The organism is Psychrobacter sp. NZS113 (assembly GCF_015864825.1).
Lineage (GTDB): Bacteria > Pseudomonadota > Gammaproteobacteria > Pseudomonadales > Moraxellaceae > Psychrobacter.
This window is the reverse complement of the sequence record NZ_JADYWL010000009.1, coordinates 101,000-125,001: the sequence shown is the minus strand read 5'-3', so window position 1 is coordinate 125,001 and position 24,002 is coordinate 101,000. Positions and strand designations below refer to the sequence as shown.

The window sequence follows — 24,002 nt, the reverse complement described above, 5'->3', positions numbered from 1 at the left end:
AGGTAAAAACATAAGGTTGGAGTTAATATATTATCAACTATTCATTACAAAGTATTTTTGATAAAAGTAATCAATGTTCAGCTGTCCAATCGAGCATCGCATCCAATACTGGTCTGGCAGTATAAGCGTTCAGAGCCTGCTCACTATTGATAAGTCCCACGACGACATAATCCTGTCCTGACAACCCTTTGACATAACCTGCCATCGAGGTCACATTATTTAGAGTACCCGTTTTTATCCATGCACGGCCAATGGCTGCAGACTCTGGCAAACGTTCGCCATGCGCGGTGATGGTGCCACTGACACCTGCCACACCTAATGAATCGACGTAAGCATCGAAGCTTGGACTATCATAAGCGTATGTTAATAGTTCGCTTAGATTGGCCGCACTGATGGTGCATTCGCGGCAGAGTCCTGAGCCGTTAGTTAGATGAGGTGGTGGGGTGCTTAGATTGGATTGCCACCATTGCTTGATACTTTGCAATGCAGCTGGATAGTCGGTAGTAGTAGGTTTGCCAAATTGGTATAGGCTACTTTCATTTCTATGGTTCTTTACATATGTTTCGTCATGAGCTTTGACGCCATCGACATGGCTATAAGCACCTATCGATAGAGCCACTTGTTCCGCCATCACATTATTGGAGAAGTGGTTAATATCATAAATTTGCTGAGTGAGGTTCAAGGAGGGGTAGCTGACAATAGGCAGAGGCGACATAGACAATGCTGTGAGACCGCGTGTCGATTTTAGAGACTTTGTCCTAGCATAAGGCACTTCTTGTGTGATGACATCACCACTGAGTGTATTGCCTAGTGCTTGCCATTTTTCGGCGATGATGCGTGCAGCAAAGTCTTTGGCATCAGGATACGCAACATAAAAAACATGCTCGCCGCAGCTGTTTGGCAAGTCGGCATTTAATAGCAGTTGTTTGGTTTGCCACTGCGGCGAGAGGCTATAGCTTGCCTGTCCACAGCTCGCTGAGCGGGTGTTTATGGTAGTGGGTAATTGATAGTTTGCTAATTGCGGCGTATAAGTCAGACTGGCTTGACCGTTATCTAATGGGTAGCTTTTGATACCGATGGTACTGAAGTTAACCAAAAAACCATCGGGACTGGCGTTATAAGGACGCAATGGTGAGTTATCAAAGGCGGCAGGATCTTTAGTGATGTTTTTGAAGACAGCGCTGTCGATGATGATATCTCCATCGATGTGATGAATGCCAACTGACTGTACTTTATAAAGCAATTGTGCCAGACGATCATGAGTCATTTTTGGGTCGCCACTGCCTTGGATAACCAAGTCACCGTGTAGACGATCACCGATGACAAGGCCAGTATGGTAGACACGTGTATGCCAGACAAAGCCCGCTCCCAAGGTATCTAAAGCAATAAAGCTGGGAACGAGTTTCATGGTACTGGCAGGTGTACGAGCGATATCAGGTTGATGACTCAGTAGTGGTGAAAATGACATCTTTATAGACGGTGTACCCGTGCTGCCATCGGCATTACCATTTTTATTATGATCGTCAATGACCGTTGGTTTTGACGAGTCACCCAGTACGGTTGGGATACTTTCTAAACTTTGGTAGGTGTAAGGGTCATCCGTATAAGCATGCAGTGCTTGCTCACGCTTTTTAATCGTGCGCTGTTCAATCGTAATCAATGTGCTTGGTTGCACTAAATGACTTTTTTCATCGTGAGCATCACTCTGTGTTGTTTTCTGGCCACTGCCACTAGTATCAGACGTAGATTTAGTCGTTAGCTCTGATTGAGAAGTGTTTTCAGAAGAGCTATCCGACTGGCTGTCAATGACCTGAATGGGAGCGGGCAGGTGACTAGCGTTTTTATCGCCGACTGGCGTGATGACAATGCTGATATCAGCTTCCGTTAAATCAGCTCGTGATAATGCCACTTGAATAGCTGCTGGCAATGCTGCCTGTGCATATAGCGGCGTTGCGACTAATGCCAGTACGACTAAGCGTTTACTCACCTGATTAAACGGTCGTAGATGGTGAAAAATCGGTGAAAGTTTGGCAGCGAGGGCAGGAGAAAGAGAGCGTTTGGAAGTAGGTCGCATGAGCATCTTTTAGTCGGTGGTAAAAGCCGACTATACTAACATGAGTTGCCGTTTTCGCGTAGGTTGAGAGGCTTGTTAAAAGCTCGATTTTGTTATCTATAAATGATATTAACGCATGTGCAAAAAGGCCATCGCCGTCATAATGGCATCGTTATAAGCATCGTGAGCGCCCAGATCAGGAATATTATAATGCGCTAATATATTGGTCAAATGCTGCGATTGGTTAGATAGGCCTTGGGTGTGACCACTCATACGACGACTGTACAAATGCCGCACATCGATGATTTCATTGGGCAGCGTGGTACCCATATAGCGCTTGACCAAAGGATTCAAAAAGCCAGTATCTAGCTGCGTACAAAACCCAATAATAGGTCGGTTATCTATGAACGGTAACAGTAGCGCCAGCATTTCATCATAGCTCATACCATGCTCGACATCAGCGGTACGCAAGCCGTGAATGACAATGGTATCGCGGTCAGGCATCACAGGTGGTCTACAGACCAAGTGCATGCCATTGCCCGTATCGATGGTATTGCCATTGATATGAATCGCTGCGACAGACAGTACATGATGCTTTTTGGGATTGAGTCCTGTCATCTCACAGTCAATCGCCACCCACTGCTCAGCCATCGGTTGGGTAAACATCGAGGCTAACTCTGGACGCTGTAATTGCGTCTTTTGCCAAGTGCAAGACAACTGTTTTAGCCAACTCATATGCGTGCTCATTTGTTTATGCTATTTCTAATTGATAGTGCTGACGTAGCTGTGTCTTAAAGCTTTTGACCACAGACAGACACTCTTTTAGCAAGTCACGCTCAAGCGCCGTCAGCGTCGTTGGATTTACTTGGCGTGCGTGTCTGTCATCGGTAGACAGAGCAACTGATAGACGCTGTGCCATAAAGAATTCCAAAGCCTCTAACAAGTTGTCTGCACGCTCTTGGGTTAATGCATGATTTTTTACCAACGCCTTTAGGCGATTCTTGGTACTGGGGACTTCTAAGATGTCATTTTCTAACGCCAAAGTGCGAATACCATGAACCAGTGGAAAGATACCGGCTTTTTTTAGGTCGATATCGTGCGAATCTGACTTGCCACCTAGTAGTGGAACGAATTTTTGCCACCACTGATTGACATCACCAAACTGTAGCGCAGCTCGTGCGAACTGGCGTACAAACATAGGGTCTGATTGTCGATGAGCCACTTTTAGATGTTGACGTACTTGAGTTAATAACGACTCATCACCGCAGACATACTCACCATCGAGGATGGCAGACAAATAAATACCATGCATCGGATCGATGTTTTTAAACCATAAACTGATTTGCGTATTAAATGCTTTTAGCGGTTGTCGCCACATCGGGTTGGTCATCATAATGTTGCCATCGCACAGGGGATAGCCTAACGTCGCCAAATGGCTATTAAAGGTATCAGCAAACTGTGCCAGATTATCATGGGTGTAACCATCACGCATGATGAGCGCATTATCTTGGTCAGTACGCATGATTTGCTCACCGCGACCCTCTGACCCCATGACGATGAGGCAGGTGTTTGCCATGACTTCATCAGGCACGATGAGTTGCCACAGTTTGGTAAATACCTGTGCGTTGAGTGTCTGTACCATGCGACTAATGTTACCGATTTTGACGCCATTTTGATGTTGCACACGAATATAACGACCGATCAGCTCAACAGCGGTATCTAGACTTGATAGATCTTTTGCCTGCTCGATTTGAATACTAATGAGCTGTGAGTGATGGCTAATATGAGCGAGCATATCACTCTGTCCAAGTATTCCTACCACGTCACCATTATGATCAATCACGGGTAATCTATGGATACGATAGCGAGTCATGGTCAATAGAGCATCACCAATTTCATCAGTAGCGTTAATGGTACGCAGGTTAAAGTTAGCATAACGCTGGCAGGTAGTCGTGGCAGGATTCTGCTGTTCACTCACCGCACGGCAAATATCGGTATCAGTTAAAATCCCTAACAGATGACCAGTGCCATGATGTTCATTTTCAGTGTTTTCCGAAGAATTTGATGGTCGTACCAGTACGTGCTTCAGTCCTACCTGAGTCATGATGCAGGCGGCGTCATACAAGCTGTTACTGGCATCCACAATATGTACGGGTAATAAACTGACATCTATCACTGGTTGCAGCATGATTTGCTGAACTTCTTGTTGATCGTTATAGGCGTTAGGATTGGTTACTTTATGATTACGTCTCTGCTGTAACGCTTTTAATCGTTCAGGAAGTTTATCGGATAGCATTTGGCGTACTAGATGATTTTGTGCGCTGATTTTGTCGACTGCGCTACCAGCGACTTGTAGTAGCAAAGTATCTTCGGCAGCTGTAAATTGATAGGTCTGTAAGGCTTCAGTATTAGAATTGCCGTTTGCCGATGACTCGGGCAAACGACGACTGTCGAACCAGTCGTTATTATTGAGATGATCAGAATGATTGCTTCCTAGATAGGAGCCGACGAACTCACCGCCGAGTGACTGCTCAATTTGTCCTTTGATGACCACATACAGACATTTCAGCTCTTCTGCTAGTAGGCTTTCGCTTTTGGCAAGATAGCGGATTTGGGTGTTTTTTCTAATGCTTTGACGTTCAGCCATACTTAATACATCAAAGGGCGGCTGGGTAAAATCAAGATGGGCCATGGCATCATCCTTGATGGCATATTGGGTAAGAGATACTTAACTATAGCACTATTACAGCAAAAAACCTCTAATAACCACATTTATATTGTGGCTATTAGAGGTTGGTATTGTTCTTGAAGATTAATGCGTGTAAAGCGACTGCTTATGCACCCTATGCACCAAGTAATTTTTGAATACGGCTTATCGCTTCACGGCTCTCTTCGACACTAGCGACCAGAGCAATACGCACATAACCTTGCCCAGGGTTTTTACCATTCACCTCACGTGATAGATAGCGACCTGCTAAGGCATGAATATTGGCCTGCTCGTATAGTGCTTTGACAAACAGCTCGTCATCACCATTGAATTGCTTAGGCGCTTTTATCCAAAAGTAAAATCCAGCCTCAGGCATCCGTAACTCTAATAGATCGCCAAGCTCAGACATCCATAAGGCAAATTTTTCTTGATACAGTGCGCGATTGTGCGCCACATGCTTTTCATCTTGCCAAGCAGCGACAGAGGCAAGCTGATGTGGTATCGGCATGGCACAACCTTGATAGGTACGATATTGCAGATACGCCTGCAAAATATTGGCATCACCCGCCACAAATCCTGAACGTAAACCAGGTAGGTTTGAGCGTTTAGATAAAGAATGAAAAACGATACAGTTTTTAAATTTATGACGACCGAGTGCCGCGCAGGCTTGTAATAGTCCAATCGGTGCTGTATCAAAATACAGCTCGCTATAACATTCGTCACTAGCAATGATAAAACCGTAATGATCGGATAGGCGAATGAGATATTCCCAATCGTCCATCGTCATGACTGAGCCTGTTGGGTTGTTGGGACTACAGACAAATAGAAGCTGCGTGTTTGCCCAAACTTCTTGTGGTACTGCGCGATAATCACCTTTAAAGTCATTATCTAGTGTGCAAGGTACAAAGTAAGGCGTTGCCTGTGCCAATATTGCCGCACCCTCATATATTTGATAAAACGGGTTGGGCATAACCACCGTAGGAGGTTGACCAGATACAGACAGCGAATGATTGTCAGTATCGATGACTTTGTGATCGACGACCGCTTGTACCAAACTAAAAATAGCCTCGCGTGTTCCCATCACGGGCAATACTTGGGTATTGGCGTCGACATGATTTAAGAAAAACCGCTTCTCTAGCCAGTGAGCAATGGTTTGGCGCAGCTCAAACAGGCCATTAGTCGTTGGGTAACGGCTTATTTTGTCCAAATTTTCGCGTAGTACGTCCAGTACAAAAGCGGGTGGCTCATGCTTTGGTTCACCAATACCCAGTTTGATTTCACTGTAGTTATGGGCTGGGGTGCTATCGGCCAGTAGGGTAGCCATTTTTGCAAAAGGGTAAGGATGCAGGTACGTTAAGTTGTGATTCATAGGTAGGGTAACTATAATAGACAATTAATAATAAAGTTATAAAGAAAATTTACATTTAAGCAGTGTAGCACTTCTCTTGTTTTTTGTCTTTTTCTTCTTTTCATGCTCAGACTGCCAAGCTATTTGAGCATAACTGATGAAACAGACGCAGAGGTAATGTACTGAAAAATGCTCAGAAAATCTTATCAATTGATAACTTATAACAATACAAAAATCTCTATCAGTCTCAATGATAGTTCATGGTAAGGATAATTTGATATGCCTAGTGTTGCAAAGCCCGATAGTCTTGACGCTAAAGATATCAATGATGAAAACTCTAATGGTAGCTTGCTGCCCCGTACTAAATTGTACGAGCGACTTAAGCAACGTGAGCACAGCTGGTGGCAATCGCGTCAGCAACTGATTAACCATAAAGAAAGAAAAATGTTTTGGTATGGTGAAAACAGCTTGATGATGTGGTTCTTATGGCAATTGGTCAGCTATGTCATCGTGGCGATGCTGCTGATGTTGCTCAGCAAATTGCTGGGTATCATACTACCTTTATGGCAATATGTTGCTCTGTTTACCTTACAGACAATCATATTTGTGGTTATGTTGGCAGCCAAAGGTCAAATGGCGAATACTTTACAACGCAAAATTGACAAAGATGAGTTGCTACGTGAAGAAGCCATGAATGAGATGATTATTCTGGCAAAAGACAGTCTTTATCCAGATGTGCATGCCAATGCCCCTCTTTCTCTCAGGGAGATGTATGAGTATTTTGACAAAAGCTTTCATTTAGCAAGCTTGCATTGTTTGCTAAAAATAGAGGTCGATGCTGGGCGTTTAATATTGACGCAAAAGAACCTCGAGGCAGATATTCTGCCGCCAGACCTCGCTGATGATGAGCTCAATGAGCACGCTAGCGAGATGATATACAAAAGCACGTTATAAACAAACGCTTTGCTATTAGATACAAAAAAAGCATGCCATCGATAATTCTATCAATAGCATGCTTTCTGCTTTTCTATAGGGCTTTTTTGACGTACCTACTGCACCAAATTTGACTTAATAAAGCGGGCAGTCTTTCTGCACACTAAGACTGGCAATCAATGCTAATTTTAAGGCTTCTAGTCTGTCAGCAGATAGTGGCTCATCGTTCTGATCACTGATATAAAACATATCTTCTGCACGCTCACCCAAGGTGGTAATGCGAGCCGCGTGAACCTCAATCTTCTCTTGCAAGAATACTTGCCCGACTCGTGCGAGTAATCCTGGCTGATCGAGTGTCTCTAAGCTCATCACGTGCTGATCTGAGGCCTCGTTAAACTCAAATTTGATAACCGTGGTCACCTCAAAGTTTCTGAGCTGACGCGGAATGCGCTTGTTCGTAATCTTTAGCACTGTTGGATCTTTAAAGGCGCTAATCAAACGTTGCTTAAGCTCTTGTTGACTCTCTTCATCGATTAACAAAGTGCCAGTAGGATCAAGCAATACATAAGAATCCAACGCAAAGTCACGCGTGGCAGTAATAATGCGTGCATCTAAAACATCTAGATTCATTTGATCGAACACTGCCATAGTGACGGCAAATAGATTCATCTGATCTTGGGTATAAACAAAGACTTGCACGGCATCCAGCGCCAGCTCTCTATGCTCACGCAGCACGACCAGTGGCGGACTGTCAGCGTTGGAGGCAAGACCAATCGGTGGGTGATTCAAGATAGCTTCGGTATGCCACAAAATATCTTCAGCGATTTCTCGTAAGAAGTACTCATCGCCCAAGTCATCCCACAGTCTCAAGACCTCTTCACGATTCATGTGCTGATTATTTACATTGGCTAACATCTCCAATGCTTGCTTGCGTGTCGCACTGATCATATCTTGGCGGTTGGTTGGTGCATCGATATCAGCGCGCAAAATACGACGAGTTTGTGAGTATAACTGTTTCATTAACGTGGCACGCCAGCTGTTCCACAACTGTGGATTGGTGGCGTTCATATCTGCCACGGTGAGCACATATAAATGGTTGAGATGAGTGACATTACCGACGAGGTCTGAGAACAGCGTGACAACCTCAGGATCTGAGATATCTTTTTTCTGAGCGGTCATCGACATCAATAGATGATAACGGGTCAGCCAGCCGACCAAGTTGGCATCCGCCAAACTCATGCCATGCGCTAAGCAGAACTCAATCGATTCGGTTTGACCAAGTTCACTATGATTGCCGCCGCGACCTTTGGCGATATCATGGAACATCGCAGCCAGTACCAATATCTCTTTGCGTTCGATACGCTGAAAGATAGAGCTGACAAGTGGGAAGTCTTCATAAAAGCGCGAATCAGTAAAGCGGTGCAATATGCGAATCAAAAACAACGTGTGCGCATCAACTGTATAACGATGAAATAAATCGTATTGCATGAGACCAGTGACTTGGGCAAAAGCAGGGATATAATTGCCTAATACGCCGTAACGGTTCATGGTACGTAGACGGTGAAACAGATAATTCTGTTCTTTCAAATTGGCCAAAAACAGCGCTTGGTGAACAGGATTATCACGATAAACCTGATCAATACCACGTGCTGCGATTTTTAGTGCGCGCAGGGTATGTGTACGGACGTTTTTGATATTGTGCTGACCCATCAATAAAAACATCTCCAGAATGGCTTCTGGATGCTGGGCAAATACCCGATGATGCGCCATAGAGATTTGATCGCCAACTTGATTAAAGCGCGCATTGATCGGATGCTTTTTAGGGCGTTCATCATCTGATAGTTTTGGCTCTATAATCGTTTCGTAATAATGATTGGTGAGCATCTCAGACAGGGTCGATATCTGCATGGCACAGCGATAGTAATCCCGCATAAAGCGCTCAACAGCGGCATTAGGCTCGTCGTCTGGTTGAGTCTCATAGCCCATTAGCTGGGCAATCTCACGCTGGTAATCAAACAGTAGCTTGTTTTCGTTACGACCTGTCAATACATGCAGGTAATGACGTATCTGCCATAAATAACCTTCTGCAAAACTCAGCTCATCGAATTCTTTTTCAGTCAAAAAGTTCTGCTGTACCAAGTCATACAACTTGCCCACTCGGAAGTAACGCTTGGTCACCCAACCGATAATATGAATATCGCGTAAGCCACCAGGGGCAGTTTTGATGTTTGGCTCAAGATTATATTCGGTAGCATTGTGCTGTAAATGGCGCGCCTTGGTCTCTTCAATTTTTACCTCAAAGAACCTACGAGGCGACCACTGTTCATTGACAATTTTAACGGGCATCTCTTGCAATGCTTCATTGCCAATCAATAACCGAGCTTCTAGCTGTGCGCTAGCAATCGTATGATCAAGCGCAGCTTCGAGCGCATCATTGACGGTGCGTACCGAGAGCGCAGGCTCCAGTCCTATATCCCATAACATTGCGACCAAGCGATCGATTTTACTGCTAGTCTCAGCGTTAATCTCATCAGGGGAGAGTAGTAAAATATCGATATCTGAATAAAGTGACAGCTCGCCTCGACCATAACCACCAGTGGCAAAGAATGCCAAGTCAGTTTTATCTAGCTCAAACCACTTAAACAAAGCAATCAGTAACTCATCTATCGCGCAGGCACGAACGGTCACTAACTGACGAATATTAACACCACGTTCAAGTGCACGACTGATGTCTTCATTAATTTGAGTCAACCACTTAGGAATACCAAGTAGTGGTTTTTCGGCGTTATCGCTATCTGATAGTGATGTGTTGGTCGCTATATCATGCGACAGCAACGGTAATGGCGTTAGGTCAATAGAGGTGATATCACAATTAAACATGAGTGTTATCCAATTAAGAGTTTAGAGATAGCTCGTTAAGCTTAAAGCCTATGACAACTAGGGTGCTATAGTCAATCCTATATAATTTGATACGGTGTCAGTCTTGCTTAGTTTACTACTCTTGTATCCAAATTATATTGAACCGCCTATATGTAGCGTACTATAAAAATCAAGATGTAATAAAATGGTATTGGTGCGAAAAGTATAAAGATAAAAGACCAATAAGCGCAATACTCAATTCACCTTGATTATAGTCCAAAAAAAAGACCGCCTAGGCGATCTTTTATTATATTACTGAGTCAAAAAGCTTAAATCTTCTTCAGGGCGGGCGGTAAACACCTCACAACCGTTGTCTGTCACGACCATTGTATGCTCCCACTGGGCAGACAGCTTACGGTCTTTGGTAATAGCCGTCCATTCATCCGGCAAGATTTTGGTCTGCCATTTGCCTTCATTAATCATTGGCTCGATGGTGAACGTCATGCCTGTTTTTAGCTCAAAGCCTGTGCCTTTTTTGCCGTAGTGCATGACTTGTGGCTCGTGATGGAATTCATTACTTATACCATGGCCACAGAATTCACGTACGATACTGAAACGCTCCGGCTCAACCACTTCTTGAATCGCAGCACCTACATCGCCTAGACGTGCACCGTTTTTGACGACACTCATACCTGCATAGAGGGCATCTTGTGCCACTTTACAGATACGCTTGGCCATAATAGAGCCATTACCGACAATCCACATTTTTGATGTATCGCCGTAATAGCCATCTTTGATGACGGTCACATCAATATTGATAATATCGCCATCTTTTAGCAGTTTGTTTTCGCTTGGGATACCGTGACAAACCACATGGTTGACCGAGGTACAGATTGATTTTGGAAAGCCATTATAGTTGAGTGGCGCAGGGATAGCGTCTTGTACATTAACGATATAGTCATGAGCAAGACGGTTCAATGCTTCGGTGCTGACACCCACTTTAACGTGTTCGTCTAACATAACCAGTAAGTCGCTGGCCAGTTTACCAGCGATACGCATTTTTTCTATGGCTTCTGGAGATTGGATCAAGGATTTTTTAGTCATCATAATCGTACTTATAGTTATGGAATTAATGTGGTGGATTATAGCATAAATGCAGGCGCGACTGTTTTGAGAGAGTGGCGAGCAAGTCTGGCGCTATATTATCCGTACACTGGTATTAATAGTCCTGTTCTCAAAAATTTCAAGATTTTTGTACTGATGAGTATTGTGTTCGTATTATCGAATAGCTACCTACATAACAGGCGCTATCAGCATGGTTCACAAGCGAGTGTAGGTGTATATCAAATACTTCAAACGAGGTTGACGCAATAATATTTCTATAGTGGAATGACTATACTGAAGCTATGATGACAATCAGGTATTAATTATGCACAATAGAATGCGCTATGCAGATTGACAAGTTTGATAATTATTAATAATAAAACTCATTGATGGAAAATATAAAACGCCATTTGTACTAGATTAGTACTAGGCATCTATACTTAACACTTTAAATGGAATCGATATAGGAGTTTATATGAAGAACACAACTAAAATAATGATGGCTGCAACGCTAGCTATAGGTACGCTTGCTGCTGGTTGCCAAACCACAAATATTACGGCACCTGTCACTCAACCAGTAACTTCTGCTGCTTTACAGGCATATAAATGGCAATTGGTCGATGCTAAGCTCACCAACGGTGATAAAATTAGCCAACTGTTCTTTGATCCTGCCAAACCGTTAACGCTAAATTTTATGAATAATGACGGCAGCGATTACGTAGCATTTATGAACACCTGCAATAATATGAGTGCGGGCTATAGTGTTGTTAATGGCGATGTACAAATTAAAAACGGCATTAGTACTATGATGGCTTGCCCAGAGCCACAAGCCAGCTTTGACACAGCGGCTTTGGCAACTGTACAAGGTAAGTATAGCCTCAATAAAAATGCCAATAATGTCCCTATTTTGACCATCAAGAATGACAGTCAAATCGCACATTTCAAAGCCATTGCTAAATAAAGCTGTTTATAACTAATCCAATCTTTAAGCAACTTAGTCTCTCTACAAGCTGTGTTGCAATACAAGCTTTCAAAGCAAAGTAGTATTTTGATCAAGCCTCACTTTATAGTGGGGCTTTTTTTGTTCAAAACTAAAGTCCAATTTACGTTACACTAGTGTAACAGGTTGTATTTGACCAACACTGCATCTGAGCCACGCTGCGTCTAACCAACATTTTGCGACGTATCTTTCATAGCGTACCTATTGGACTTTACCTTATGCTAAAAACCTATTTGTTAAAACCAACGATCAGTGTACGTATGATAAGCAGCACGGTCGCTATAGCAGCTTTCAGCGCTTTAGCTGGCTGTCAGACGCTGCCTAGCAAACCAGCCAATACGTCTACCAGTACCGTCGAGAGTAATCCACTAACTGCGCGTATGCCTGTGATGGACCGTCAAGGGCGCATAGCCTATGTGGATGAGCAGGGTACAGGCACCGCAAAAATATCGACACTGTATAGCATACGTCCTGATGGTAGCGATCGTCAGTTGATTGATCAGATAAATGGCTATATCTATGCGCCTGCATGGTCTGCTGATGGTCAACGGCTTGCCTATAGTAAACAAGCACCACGTCAGAACCCAAAAATTTATATCTATGACCGAAAAAATAACACCCAACGTCTAATCGTAAATGCTGAAGGCAGTAACATGTCCGCGTCATTCTCACCTGATGGTCAAAAACTCATCTATAGCTCAACTGTCGGTGGCAACGCAGATATTTATGAGATGCGTCTCAGCGATGGTAATACCAAACAGTTGACTACATTATCAAGCACTGAGGTACAGCCAAGCTATGCGTCTGATGGCAAAAGCTTTGTCTATACCAGTGATAAAGTCCGTGCTGGACGCCCAAGCATCTATCGCTATGACTTTGCCACTGGCAATGCGATACCTATGCCGACTAGTGGATATGTCGCGAGTCCTCAGCTTAGTGCAGATGGTCAGCAGTTAGCGTATCTCAACGGTCGCAAGGCTGCGGTTATGACATTGGCTAGCCGTCAAACTATCGATCTCGCAGAAACAGGACTCGATGAGCCTGCACGGTTATCACCGTCTGGACAGTATGCAGTTTATCCAATGCGTAGCTCGCAAGTGAGCAGCCAAGGCACTAGAAATATAGGTAGCCTCGTCATCCGCTCGTTATCTGGCAACACAAGCTACAGTATTAATAGTGACGCTGGCGGGATGGTGCGTTCACCGATTTGGGGACGCTAATGGCGAAATCTATGTATTATAGGGTGAGATGTCTATATAATTAATAAAGAAACATAAGTTGATTCTATGACTTAAGTTTTCATGAACATCACATAAATTTTATAAACGGCTCATCAAGATTCTGCGTATCAAAATACTATATATAAACATGCTGTATATAGAGATACTGGGTTAGGTGAGCAAAAGGAGAAAGTACATAATGCAAGAGTCGTTTTTGATATTCATCACCAAAATCAGCTTGTACCCGACGATAGTCTTTACAGGATTGGTGATGTTTGTGACCTTGTATTGGATGGTTTCTCTACTTGGTATGGCAGATATGGATACGGTAGATATTGGCGATGCAAGTGGTGAGGGTAGCAATTTGACCTCATCAGGTTTTGTGTCGGGGCTGCTGCTCAAATTCGGTCTGTATGGCGTGCCGCTTATCGTTATCCTTAGCTTAATCAGTTTAATTGGTTGGTTGTTAAGTTACTTCTATACCAGTTTTTTACATCAAAATTTTGATTCAGGCATCTTATATTATCTATTCGGCACCGGAGCGCTAATCTTTGTATTGGTCATCTCCATGTGGCTGACAGGTATCATCATCTCTCCCATCCGCAATAAAATAGCCAAAATACCTAGACGCAATGCTGCTAGCAATATTGGCAAAATCGCGGTTGTGCGTACCCTTAGTGTCACGGACAAACATGGCGAAGTGGAGCTGAATGATGGCGGTGCAGGATTGATACTCAAAATTCGCTCAGACATCAATGATGGCTCGCTGAAACAAGGCGATCGAGTGATGTTGGTGGAATATTTAGAGGCAGCCAATACCTATCGCGTCGCCCCTGTAAAAGATAAATAACCACTATAGTCACTCCACTATAAAAGTGTTACTGCGTTAACCTCGCTTGAAGTATTTGATATACATCTACACTCGGTTGCCTTGTACTACTTTTAAATTGAATCGACTATATAAATAATTTAGCCACTAGTAAGTAATTTAGTCACGATGATTCGCCATCATTATTTTCAGCACATCATCATTACTATTAGCACAGAATAAGTTCACAGAATAAACAGGGATTTAGTCAGAGTTTTTAGAAGAATTTCTGGTTTATGAATAATATTTTTAGCAATGATTTAAACGGTTTTAAATTTGGTTATAGTCGATTCAGAGTAATGCAGATATACGAATAGTGCGCGACAGGGCTATAAAGCACACGTGCTATAAAAGGTGCTATAAACAGTACATTTAACAGGCCTGATAGCGTATCTGATTTATATAGAATTGATTATGGAATGTTTTAATTAAAGGAATGGATATGGACACACTCATTATCGTCGGCGTGGTTGTAGTGCTGGCGTTTGTTTTTATGATGGTCGCACTACTGATGCTCAAGGCCTTTTACTTTAAGGTCGAGCAGGGCAAAGCACTCATTATTAACGGTGTGAGTAAAATTGCCGTACGTTTTGATGGTGGTTTTGTTTGGCCAGTCATCAACAAAAAAGAGTTGATGAGAATCTCGCTCATCACCTTAGAAGTGGACAGACGCGGTAAAGAAGGTTTGATTTGCGCAGACAACATGCGTGCTGATATCACCGTGGCATTTTATTTACGCGTCAATGAAACCGAAGAAGATGTGCTAAAAGTCGCCAAATCGGTTGGGGTTGAGCGTGCGTCAGATAAAGTCGCTGTCAACGAGCTGTTTAATGCTAAGTTCTCAGAAGCGTTGAAAACAGTTGGTAAGCAGATTGATTTCGTCAAACTGTTTGAAAACCGCAGTGAGTTTCGTGACAGTATCGTCCAAGAAATTGGTAACGATCTGAATGGCTATGTCTTAGAAGATGTGGCGATTGATTATTTAGAGCAAACGCCAAAAGCGTCATTAGATTCAAGTAATATCTTAGATGCTGAAGGTATCAAAAAGATTACTCAATTAACGGCCTTTCAAAACGTCATCACCAATGAGCTTGAACGTGATGAAGAGCTGGCCGTTAAGAAAAAGAATGTCGAAACCAGAGAGGCGATGCTAGAGCTAGAGCGTCAGCAAGCCGATGCCGAAGCCAAACAGCAACGTGAAATCTCGTCAGTGATTGCACGTGAAACGGCTGAAACTCGCAAGATTGAAGAAGAAGAGCGTAAAAAGTCTGAAACTGCCGTTATCTCGGTTGAGCAGGATTTGGCCATTCAACGTGAGAATCAGCAGCGTGAAATCGAAGTAGCAGGTCAAAATCGTCTGCGTGCAGTCGTCATCGAAGAAGAAAAAGTCACGCGTGCTCGTGATTTAGAAATTGTCTCCCGTGAGCGTGAAGTTGACTTGCAACGTATCGAAGCTGAACGTGCGATTGAGCTTGAGAAAAAAGAAATTGCCAACGTCATTCGTGAGCGTATCGCAGTGGACAAAACTGTCGCGCAAGAAGAAGAGCGTATCAAAGAAGTTCGCGAAATTAGCGAGGCTGAGCGTTCTAAGCAAACACGCGTCCTAGCAGCAGAAGCCGATGCGGAAGAAATCAAAGTACGTCAGGTGAAAAAAGCCGAAGCAGAAGAGCTGTCTGCCAAGCACAAAGCCGTCGAAATTACCACATTGGCTGCCGCGAATCTTGAAGCATCTGCCAAAGATTCAGAAGCCAAAATCAAGATGGCCGAAGGTACCAAAGCAGAAGAGTCAGCACATGGCTTCGCTGAAGCGGCTATCCAAGAAGTCAAAGCGGCTTCTCTGGAAAAAGAAGGCATTGCGAAAGCCAATGTTATCAAAGCAACTGGACAAGCTGAAGCGCAATCAGATCGTGAAAAAGGCATGGCAGATGCTGAGGTTATCGCGGCTCGTGGCGAATCCAAGGCAAAAGCTGAGCGTGATATCGGTATGGTCGATGCAGAAATCATCGCCGCTCGCGGTGAATCTACCGCCAGAGCTGAGCGTGAAAAAGGTATGGCAGAGGCTCAAGTCATTGCGGCTCGCGGTGAGTCAAATGCCAAAGCAGAACGCGAAGTTGGATTGGCAAAAGCCGAAGTTACTCGCGCACATTTCCAAGCCGAAGCAGATGGTCTGGTCGAGAAATTCAATGCCATGGGTAGCATGAGCAAAGAAGCACGTGAGCACGAAGAATTCCGTATGAGCCTTGAGACAGCATTGCAAGAAGCATTGGCATCGATTGACGCTGGTAAAGAGATTGCGAAAGAAAATGCTGAAGTATTGGCAGTCGCGTTACAGAAAGCCAAAATCGATATTGTTGGCGGCGAAGCGCATTTCTTTGATAACTTTGCCAAGTCACTGTCTATCGGTAAAGCCATCGATGGCCTAGCGGGTAAGTCAGACACATTGAGCGGTATCATCAATGGCGTGATGGCCAGTCAAGCCATGAAATCAAACCAGAAAAATGATGATAAAACGACTTATTAATAGGGTCAAAATGCCTAGTCTTAATGGGCAAATATTAGTGAGCAGGTTTTTATCCAACAGTATGAATGAGTAATATTCTTTAAAATAAAAAATCTGTCGTTTAGGCGGCAGATTTTTTTGGCTAATTTGACTTCGTTGTTCTAGGCTGGCGCTTTTAACCCAGCTTTTGAACCTTGCAACGTTAAAATTGTAGTGAAATTTGACAATACGTTTTTTTATACATTCCAAGGCTATGACGTCTGCGTCTGTATGAAATATTAATATTTTATAGTAGTAAAAGTATAGGGTATGGAAAAACTTATGAGCGATCAAGTATTAAGGCAGTACGAGTATAAAGTTTCTAAATCTCACGGAATTCGAGTTTTTATTTTCGCTGGACTAATTGCTTTATTCGGTATTTATAACGCTTTGTATAGCAACAAAGGTTTAAGTTTTTTCAACATGATTGAGTTATCGCCCAATATGGCCAATTATTTTTGGTGGGGAATATCTGTTTTGTGCTTGATGGTAGCGACTGAAGGTTTATTAACAATTAAGAAATCGTTTCAAGATTCCAGCCTGATTACGCTATACGATTCTCAAATGACAACACCTAAAAGTTCAATTAGTAATAAAATGCTAACGGTTAGGTATAGTGAACTAAGTAAGATTAAAATACAAAAAATATCCAAAGTTCGTCAATTACGCATCGATTCTTCTCAGGGAAAGATTGTCATACCAGATGTCAATTTTGTGAATAAAGCAGACTTCGATGACATGGTAAATATACTGTTGCAAAAAGCTCCTAGATGATGAGTTGGCTAATCTAAAAAAATAGCAGTGACGACTCGTTTTTTTAGATTAGCCAAGTGCTTCTTTACTTTCAATGATTCTTTATTGCCCAAAATTCTCTTATAGTGGATTCAGTTTAAAAGAGATACAAGGCAACCGAGTGCAGATGTATATGTGATACTTCAAGCGAGGTTAACTCTGTAGCTCTTTTATAAAGGATTGGCTATATTATGTAAAAACAGAAACGGACGAGCAACGATGGCGGACACGCAAAACTCAACAAATTCAGACAGCAACGATAACGCTAATCAAGCCAACCAAACCGATCAGGCAGTTGCTTCAGGCAATGCTTATGAGCTGATCAAAAAACGTCTGACGGAACAAGGCGGCCGTTTAGAGCAGCAGACGCAGACGCTAAATAATGCGCGTCTCGAAGAGTTTGGCAGCACCCAAATGCAAGTCATCGCCCGTACCCGTATTCGTACCGAATACAACTGTGTGGCACAAGACATGGTGCAGGTCGGCGATTATTTACTGTTTGGCTACAACGTTTTTATGGGGCTCAAACGCGCGAGCAACATCAAAGACGTATTGTCGTTATATCGCCTGAACGAGCCAGCTGGTAATGAAGAAGAGTATCAGCTCGAAGAGGTTGACTTAAAAGGCACTTTTTTGGCTCAAGACGCTTTTGTCCAAGACTTCAATGAGCTGTATCGATATTACAAGCAAACACGCCTGATTCAAATAACGGTGAAAGACAGCAAATTGCTGTTGGCATTTCAGATTGGTGAGCGCATCACTGATATTCGGGTGTTCCGTTTTGCGTTAGATTTTAGCCAAGGCACACCAGAGTCGGCGCAAGTCGCTTATGTGGACAATCGAGGCGAGCGTGACATTGAACTGCCACCTGCTTATGATTTTGACTGGATTGAGACCACACGCGATCAAATGGTGAATGGCAAATATCCCCATATGAATATCTTAGACACGATATTTGTAGAAACGGTCGGTGGTGATTTGACCATTAAGATTGAGGACAATACACAGTCAGGGCAAGGTATTTATAGCGAACCAGTCAATGACCGCACCCAGTCGCTGACCGATGCTGAGATTGCGTATGCCAAAGTCGGCAGTCTAATACTGCTCAAAATATTGCCTTATCGTGAAGAAGACTACCGTTATTTTGTTTATAACACCTTGACCGAAGCGGTGCTGCGTTTGGATGCGATTGGACAGTCGTGTGTTCAGCTACCAGAAGACCACGGCATCATGTTTCCGGGTGGTTACTATCTACAGACGGGTGAGTATAAGCTGTTCGAGGCCAATAATGTTGGCGCTACTGACTTACGGTTTAAGCGTAAAATTGTATCGCCGAATGGGGAAGATATTCTATTCTTATTTTATGATAGAGACTTGGGCGTCACGGGGTTGTTTCCTTATAACCTGATTAAAAAGCAGTTGGCAAACCCTATCTATTGTAACGGTATGGCTTTGGCTGAGAATGGCCGCTTGGTGCTGTTTAGTGACCAAAGTGAGCCGTCTCGTATTCACCCAATGCAGATATGGCACACGCCTTATGCCTCACACGAGTATGTGAGTGAGCTGCCAGAGAGCACGAGTTTCTATGGCAAGATTGGCAATAAAGAGCTGGTGCGCGGCATCTCAGACCTGTATAGCATTACTCGCCTGATTGATAATCAAAGCGTGTCACAGAAGCTCTATGAAGAGCTTACCAATAATACCAGCCGACTCTTTGACAGCTATTATTGGTTGTCTGAGCCTGAGCTGAGCGAAGTCGCCAGTAGTATTAAGGAAGTGACAGCGACAGCGGAGCTGGTCATTGATGAGTTCGCTAAAGTACAAAGTATCCAAAAGCAAACCCAAACGGCGCTAGCTGATGCTGATACGCAGCAAAGTGATATTTTGCGGCAGATACGGGTCACTAGCTTTGAGTCGGCCAGTGATTATGTCGATCAGCTGTCAGCATTAAGACGCCAAAAAGGCCGCTTAGTCAGCTTGGAAGATTTGCGATATCTAGATGCCGATAAGCTACAAGCATTACAGACGCAGCTAGAAGAGGCAGAAAGCGAGCTGGCTGAAAAAACGGTATTGTTTTTAAGTGGCGAAGAAGCGCTATCAAGTTACGAAGGCATATTGGTCGATGTCAGTGAGCGTTTAAACACGGCTGAAACTAATGCTGAGCTAAAACCTGTACTAGAAAAAATCGATGAGACAGCGCAAGGGTTAGATTTATTAACCGAGCTGCTAGGCACGCTAGATGTAGCCGATGCTACCGTGCGTACGCAAATTATCGATGACATATCGACCATTTATGCCAGCCTAAACCAAAGCAAAGCCAAGCTTAATCACAAACGCAAAAATTTAGGCTCAGCAGAGGCCGTTGCGCAATTTGGCGCGCAGTTTAAGCTATTCGGTCAGTCCATTGCCAACGCCTTATCCATTGCCAATACGCCTGAGAAATCAGACGAGCAAATGGCAAAATTGCTGGTCCAGCTAGAAGAGTTAGAGAGCCAGTTCGCTGATCCAGAGACCAACAGCGGCGATCAGTTTTTAGCCGATATCATCAGCAAGCGTGAAGAGATTTACGAAACCTTTGAAAACCATAAGCAGCAATTGCTCGATGCTCGCAACCGCAAAGCACAAAACTTAGGTGATGGCGCGCTGCGGATGCTGGAGAGTATTAAAAAGCGTACGCAAAGTACGGGTGTCACAGGCTTTACAGAAGAAGAAGCGTTAAATACTTATTTTGCGGCTGATGGTCTGGTACAAAAAGTCCGCAACATCGCAAAAGAGCTGCAAGCGATGGGCTTTAGCGTAAAAGCAGATGACATCGATGCCCGTCTAAAAGCCATTCAAATCGAGAGCTATAAGAGTCTAAAAGACAAGTCGGACTTGTTTGAAGATGGTGGTCAAATCATTAAGCTGGGTAAGCACCGCTTTTCGGTTAATACTCAGCCGCTTGATTTGACCTTATTGAGTCGTCAACAGTCAGATGGCAAGCGCGTGCTGAACTTGCATCTAACGGGTACAGATTATTATGAAGTGCTTAATAATGCTGAGCTAAACGCCTTGCGCCCGTACTGGGACATGAATATCGCCTCCGAGTCTGACAAGGTGTACCGCGCCGAGTACTTAGCCTATAGCATTATCGAAAGTGCTAAGAGCAGTCAAGACGGACTGACCGAAGCCCGTCTATATCAAGCATACGATGCGACTGTCATTACCCTAGATGTTAATGGCGACATTGATAATGACAGCTCATTGTCTAAACTGGTCAAAGCTTATGCCACCCCTCGCTATCAGCTTGGTTATGACAAAGGCATTCATGACCATGATGCCACGCTGTTATTGATGCAAATCCTGCCAACGTTGCGTGAAGCAGGGTTGCTGATTTATACCCCGCAAGTACGTGCGTTGGCGCAGTTGTTTTATTGGCAACTAAACATCGTACAAGCGCTTGGTCTAGACAGCTTGCGTCAATTTGGTTATGACGCTTGGTTAAATGAATCAGTGCTGACACGTGCAAATAACTGGACGGATAGAGCCGCTACCGCCGAGCAACTGCGCCGTGCATTGGGCAGCGATACTGCGAAGTCTCTATTGGTCGAGGACATGAGCCAAGTAATGCGTCATTTTGTTATGGCTCATAATGATGACAGTCTTAGCGCTGACAACGGTGCTAGTAAGCATTCAGAACCAGATTCAAATACCAGTGATGTTCATAACGCCAATATTTTTAAACCAAGTTATGTTCAGCTTGCTTGTGAATACTTGGTGAGCGTCATGGGGCAGTCAGCGGAATCGAATGCAGGCGCACATAACATAATAAAATGGCAAACCAGTCAACAAGCACAGCAGTTGTGTGAGCAGCTAAGCCAAACATTGAATAGCACGTCAGGCAGCACGCAAAATACGGCCAGTTTTGACCAATTACAGTCTTCAATCGGCAAGCTTGGCTTCCAACCCAAATCAGCCTATGAGCTACTAGCCACATGGTTTCATGCCTTACTTGATAAAACCTATGGTCGTAATGAGTCGGCTAACGCAACAGCTAATGGCACGGATGAGGCAGGCGAGACACTCAGTGAAGAGCAGCTTGCTGAGAGTAAGGAAAAAGAAGCGCTACGCAAGCAGCAATTAGAAAGTGGCCGTCATTATGTGCCGGAAGCGATTGCTGTTTTACTTACCCAGTTAAATGATGCCCAGCGTGAAGCCTTGGTACAGCGCCTCATTGATTCAGGTGCTAGCTTTGATAAAGGGCTAGGCAATAAAGGGTTGGGTAACCAAGGTTTAGGTAGTAACGGACTAGGCAATCAAGGCGCGAGTGGCACACCATCGGCCTTGTCATATTCCTCAATTACCTCATCAACGGCTTCATTGACCAGTATTAATAATCCGCTCAATCAAGTGCAAAGCTTTGAGCGTAGCACGGGTAAGGTATCGCTTGAGATACAAGTTAATAACTTGCTGGGTGAGCATATACGTATTCATCAGCAGACCTTAACCTTTGCCGTCGATGATTTCTTAAATCGTCTGCATCATCATGATACCCAAGTTATCCCTGCCTATAGACGATATCTGGCCATGCGCTCCGAGATATTGCATGACTCAAAAGAGACGTTGCGACTGGACGAATTTATGCCGCGTCCATTGTCTTCATTTGTGCGTAACCGTCTGATTAACGAGAGCTATCTGCCACTTATTGGTGACAATCTTGCCAAACAGATGGGCACGGTCGGCGAGGATAAGCGTACTGATTTGATGGGTATTCTCATGATGATATCGCCACCAGGGTATGGTAAAACCACCTTGATGGAGTACGTGGCAAATCGTCTCGGCCTTATCTTTATGAAGATTAACTGTCCGTCACTCGGTCATGACGTCACCTCATTAGATCCCGAAAAAGCACCCAATGCTACTGCGCGAGAAGAGTTGAATAAAATCAACTTGGCCTTTGAAATGGGCAATAACGTCATGCTTTATCTCGATGATATTCAACATACACATGCGGAATTTTTGCAGAAGTTTATCTCATTGGGCGACGGTACACGCCGTATCGATGGTGTCTGGCAAGGTAAAACCAAGACCTATGACATGCGTGGCAAAAAGTTCTGCGTGGTCATGGCAGGTAACCCGTATACCGAAAGCGGCGAGGCCTTTAAAGTGCCTGACATGCTTGCCAATCGTGCCGATATCTACAACTTAGGCGATATCATGAGCGGCATGGAAGAAGTGTTTGCACTCAGTTATATCGAAAACTCGCTGACCTCTAATACCGTCCTCGCACCAATGGCCAACCGTGACTTAAGCGATGTACATCGTTTGATTAAAATGGCAAAAACGGACAATGCGAATCTTGCCCAAGCACAAAGCAGCGATCTGACGTATCCGTATAGCACTTCAGAAGTTAACGAGATTATCGCCATCTTGCGCCATATGTTTAGGGTGCAAGAAGTCATTCTGGACGTCAACCAAGCCTATATTGCCTCCGCCTCGCAAGACGATAAATATCGCGTTGAGCCGATATTTAAGCTACAGGGCAGTTATCGTAATATGAACAAGATGACCGAAAAACTATCGGCGGTCATGAATGAAGAAGAGCTGAACCAGCTGATAGATGATCACTATCTGGGCGAGTCGCAGCTATTGACCCAAGGCGCAGAGAGCAACTTGCTCAAGCTTGGTGAGATGCGTGGTGTCTTGACCGAAGAAGAAATGCAGCGTTGGGCACAAATCAAAGCTGATTTCTTGCGTAACAAAGCCATGGGCGGTGAAGATGGTGATACGGGCGCGCGTATCGTTGCCCAGTTGGTCGACTTGGCCAGTGGCTTCAATGCCATCAGTAGCCAGTTTGAGACATACTTAACGAAAAACGACCCAGAGCAAATCGCTCGCTTACGAGAAGCAGGTCAACAAGCGCAACTCGATGCCCAGCTAAACGGCCAATTAGAAGCACAGAAAATCCTTGCCGATAGCGTCATTAATAATGCCAAAGTCGTCAGCGACAGTATTGATAACGGCTTTGAGAAAAGCGTGAGTCAATTGCTGCAAATATATAAGCACGATCATAAGTCAGAAGGCGAGTATCTCAAGCAAAACCAATATGCACAAAAACAGCTCATGGTGCAGCTGGTCAATGCCGTTGAACAACTGGCGCAAAAAATGGCGGATAGCTTGGTTAGCAATAATGATAATCAAACAGCCGATAGCGATATCCCTAATATTCATCAGCAGACCGCATTGATGGCAACTGCCCTCAAGCAAGCATTAGAGCCATTGACGATGCGGATGGATGAGAAGCTGGCGATTGATACCAGCACCGATCAATCTGGTAAGCTAATCGTCAATAGTCTCAATCGACTTAATAAAATCTTTGATGATTATGATTAATCACTACTGATTAATAGCTGACGATTAGTCACTACTGGTTAACAGCTATGATTGATGGCTAACGATTAAGCGTTAATGCTTAATTATTAACGCTTATGAGCAATGCTGATGACTTGCACTTATGAACATCACTTATGAACATCACTTATGAATAGCACTATAAATAGGGCTTATGATTAAGAGACAGTGGTAATATAGTCGGCAACA

13 protein-coding genes are annotated in these 24,002 nt (G+C 43.9%); 7 read left to right on the top strand and 6 right to left on the bottom strand.

Annotated elements, in window-relative coordinates; all coding sequences use genetic code 11:
* Positions 1–70 precede the first annotated feature (70 nt).
* The 4 genes from dacB to dapC form a co-directional block, all read right to left on the bottom strand.
* Positions 71–2,074 (bottom strand): D-alanyl-D-alanine carboxypeptidase/D-alanyl-D-alanine-endopeptidase, encoded by a 2,004-nt coding sequence (gene dacB, locus I6E61_RS13025; protein WP_197135141.1) that lies wholly within the window; start codon positions 2,072–2,074, stop codon positions 71–73.
* 108 nt (positions 2,075–2,182) lie between these two features.
* A complete protein-coding gene (locus tag I6E61_RS13020) occupies positions 2,183–2,788 on the bottom strand; it encodes a 3'-5' exonuclease (protein WP_197135140.1) in 606 nt (201 codons plus the stop codon).
* A 16-nt stretch (positions 2,789–2,804) separates the two neighbouring features.
* The gene (locus I6E61_RS13015) at positions 2,805–4,745 is read right to left on the bottom strand and encodes a DUF294 nucleotidyltransferase-like domain-containing protein (protein WP_197135139.1); all 1,941 of its coding nucleotides are present in this window, start codon (positions 4,743–4,745) and stop codon (positions 2,805–2,807) included.
* A gap of 151 nt (positions 4,746–4,896) precedes the next feature.
* Positions 4,897–6,129 carry a succinyldiaminopimelate transaminase gene (gene dapC, locus I6E61_RS13010; RefSeq protein WP_197135138.1) on the bottom strand — a complete coding sequence of 411 codons (1,233 nt, stop codon included), beginning with the start codon at positions 6,127–6,129 and terminating at the stop codon, positions 4,897–4,899.
* Between the two features lie 258 nt (positions 6,130–6,387).
* On the opposite strand from dapC, the gene I6E61_RS13005 reads away from it, so the two are divergent.
* Entirely contained in the window at positions 6,388–7,062 is a 675-nt protein-coding gene (locus tag I6E61_RS13005) for a hypothetical protein (protein WP_197135137.1), read from the top strand.
* 114 nt (positions 7,063–7,176) lie between these two features.
* Here I6E61_RS13005 and glnD read toward each other — a convergent pair whose 3' ends face one another.
* Together glnD and map are read right to left on the bottom strand one after the other, a co-directional pair.
* Positions 7,177–9,921, bottom strand: coding sequence for a [protein-PII] uridylyltransferase (gene glnD, locus I6E61_RS13000; protein ID WP_197135136.1), 2,745 nt, complete (start codon positions 9,919–9,921; stop codon positions 7,177–7,179).
* A gap of 291 nt (positions 9,922–10,212) precedes the next feature.
* Positions 10,213–11,007 (bottom strand): type I methionyl aminopeptidase, encoded by a 795-nt coding sequence (gene map / locus I6E61_RS12995; protein WP_197135135.1) that lies wholly within the window; start codon positions 11,005–11,007, stop codon positions 10,213–10,215.
* A 472-nt stretch (positions 11,008–11,479) separates the two neighbouring features.
* Between map and I6E61_RS12990 the strand changes: the two genes are divergently transcribed.
* The 6 genes from I6E61_RS12990 to I6E61_RS12965 all read left to right on the top strand — a co-directional run bounded on the left by I6E61_RS12990 (position 11,480) and on the right by I6E61_RS12965 (position 23,795).
* Positions 11,480–11,965: an META domain-containing protein gene (locus I6E61_RS12990; RefSeq protein ID WP_197135134.1), complete on the top strand. Its 486-nt coding sequence runs from the start codon at positions 11,480–11,482 to the stop codon at positions 11,963–11,965.
* Positions 11,966–12,222: 257 nt separating this feature from the next.
* Positions 12,223–13,224 (top strand): PD40 domain-containing protein, encoded by a 1,002-nt coding sequence (locus I6E61_RS12985; RefSeq protein WP_197135133.1) that lies wholly within the window; start codon positions 12,223–12,225, stop codon positions 13,222–13,224.
* A gap of 199 nt (positions 13,225–13,423) precedes the next feature.
* Positions 13,424–14,074, top strand: coding sequence for a DUF1449 domain-containing protein (locus I6E61_RS12980; RefSeq protein ID WP_194365112.1), 651 nt, complete (start codon positions 13,424–13,426; stop codon positions 14,072–14,074).
* A gap of 460 nt (positions 14,075–14,534) precedes the next feature.
* A complete protein-coding gene (locus I6E61_RS12975; RefSeq protein ID WP_197135132.1) occupies positions 14,535–16,613 on the top strand; it encodes a flotillin family protein in 2,079 nt (692 codons plus the stop codon).
* 300 nt (positions 16,614–16,913) lie between these two features.
* The gene (locus I6E61_RS12970) at positions 16,914–17,405 is read left to right on the top strand and encodes a hypothetical protein (protein ID WP_197135131.1); all 492 of its coding nucleotides are present in this window, start codon (positions 16,914–16,916) and stop codon (positions 17,403–17,405) included.
* A gap of 237 nt (positions 17,406–17,642) precedes the next feature.
* Positions 17,643–23,795 (top strand): DNA repair ATPase, encoded by a 6,153-nt coding sequence (locus tag I6E61_RS12965; RefSeq protein WP_197135130.1) that lies wholly within the window; start codon positions 17,643–17,645, stop codon positions 23,793–23,795.
* Positions 23,796–24,002 lie beyond the last annotated feature (207 nt).

Coding starts and splice junctions, on each gene's coding strand:
- dacB (WP_197135141.1), bottom strand. CDS start 2,074: ATGCGACCTACTTCCAAACGCTCTCTTTCTCCTGCCCTCGCTGCCAAA.
- I6E61_RS13020 (WP_197135140.1), bottom strand. CDS start 2,788: ATGAGTTGGCTAAAACAGTTGTCTTGCACTTGGCAAAAGACGCAATTA.
- I6E61_RS13015 (WP_197135139.1), bottom strand. CDS start 4,745: ATGGCCCATCTTGATTTTACCCAGCCGCCCTTTGATGTATTAAGTATG.
- glnD (WP_197135136.1), bottom strand. CDS start 9,921: ATGTTTAATTGTGATATCACCTCTATTGACCTAACGCCATTACCGTTG.
- map (WP_197135135.1), bottom strand. CDS start 11,007: ATGATGACTAAAAAATCCTTGATCCAATCTCCAGAAGCCATAGAAAAA.
- I6E61_RS13005 (WP_197135137.1), top strand. CDS start 6,388: ATGCCTAGTGTTGCAAAGCCCGATAGTCTTGACGCTAAAGATATCAAT.
- dapC (WP_197135138.1), bottom strand. CDS start 6,129: ATGAATCACAACTTAACGTACCTGCATCCTTACCCTTTTGCAAAAATG.
- I6E61_RS12975 (WP_197135132.1), top strand. CDS start 14,535: ATGGACACACTCATTATCGTCGGCGTGGTTGTAGTGCTGGCGTTTGTT.
- I6E61_RS12990 (WP_197135134.1), top strand. CDS start 11,480: ATGAAGAACACAACTAAAATAATGATGGCTGCAACGCTAGCTATAGGT.
- I6E61_RS12980 (WP_194365112.1), top strand. CDS start 13,424: ATGCAAGAGTCGTTTTTGATATTCATCACCAAAATCAGCTTGTACCCG.
- I6E61_RS12985 (WP_197135133.1), top strand. CDS start 12,223: ATGCTAAAAACCTATTTGTTAAAACCAACGATCAGTGTACGTATGATA.
- I6E61_RS12965 (WP_197135130.1), top strand. CDS start 17,643: ATGGCGGACACGCAAAACTCAACAAATTCAGACAGCAACGATAACGCT.
- I6E61_RS12970 (WP_197135131.1), top strand. CDS start 16,914: ATGAGCGATCAAGTATTAAGGCAGTACGAGTATAAAGTTTCTAAATCT.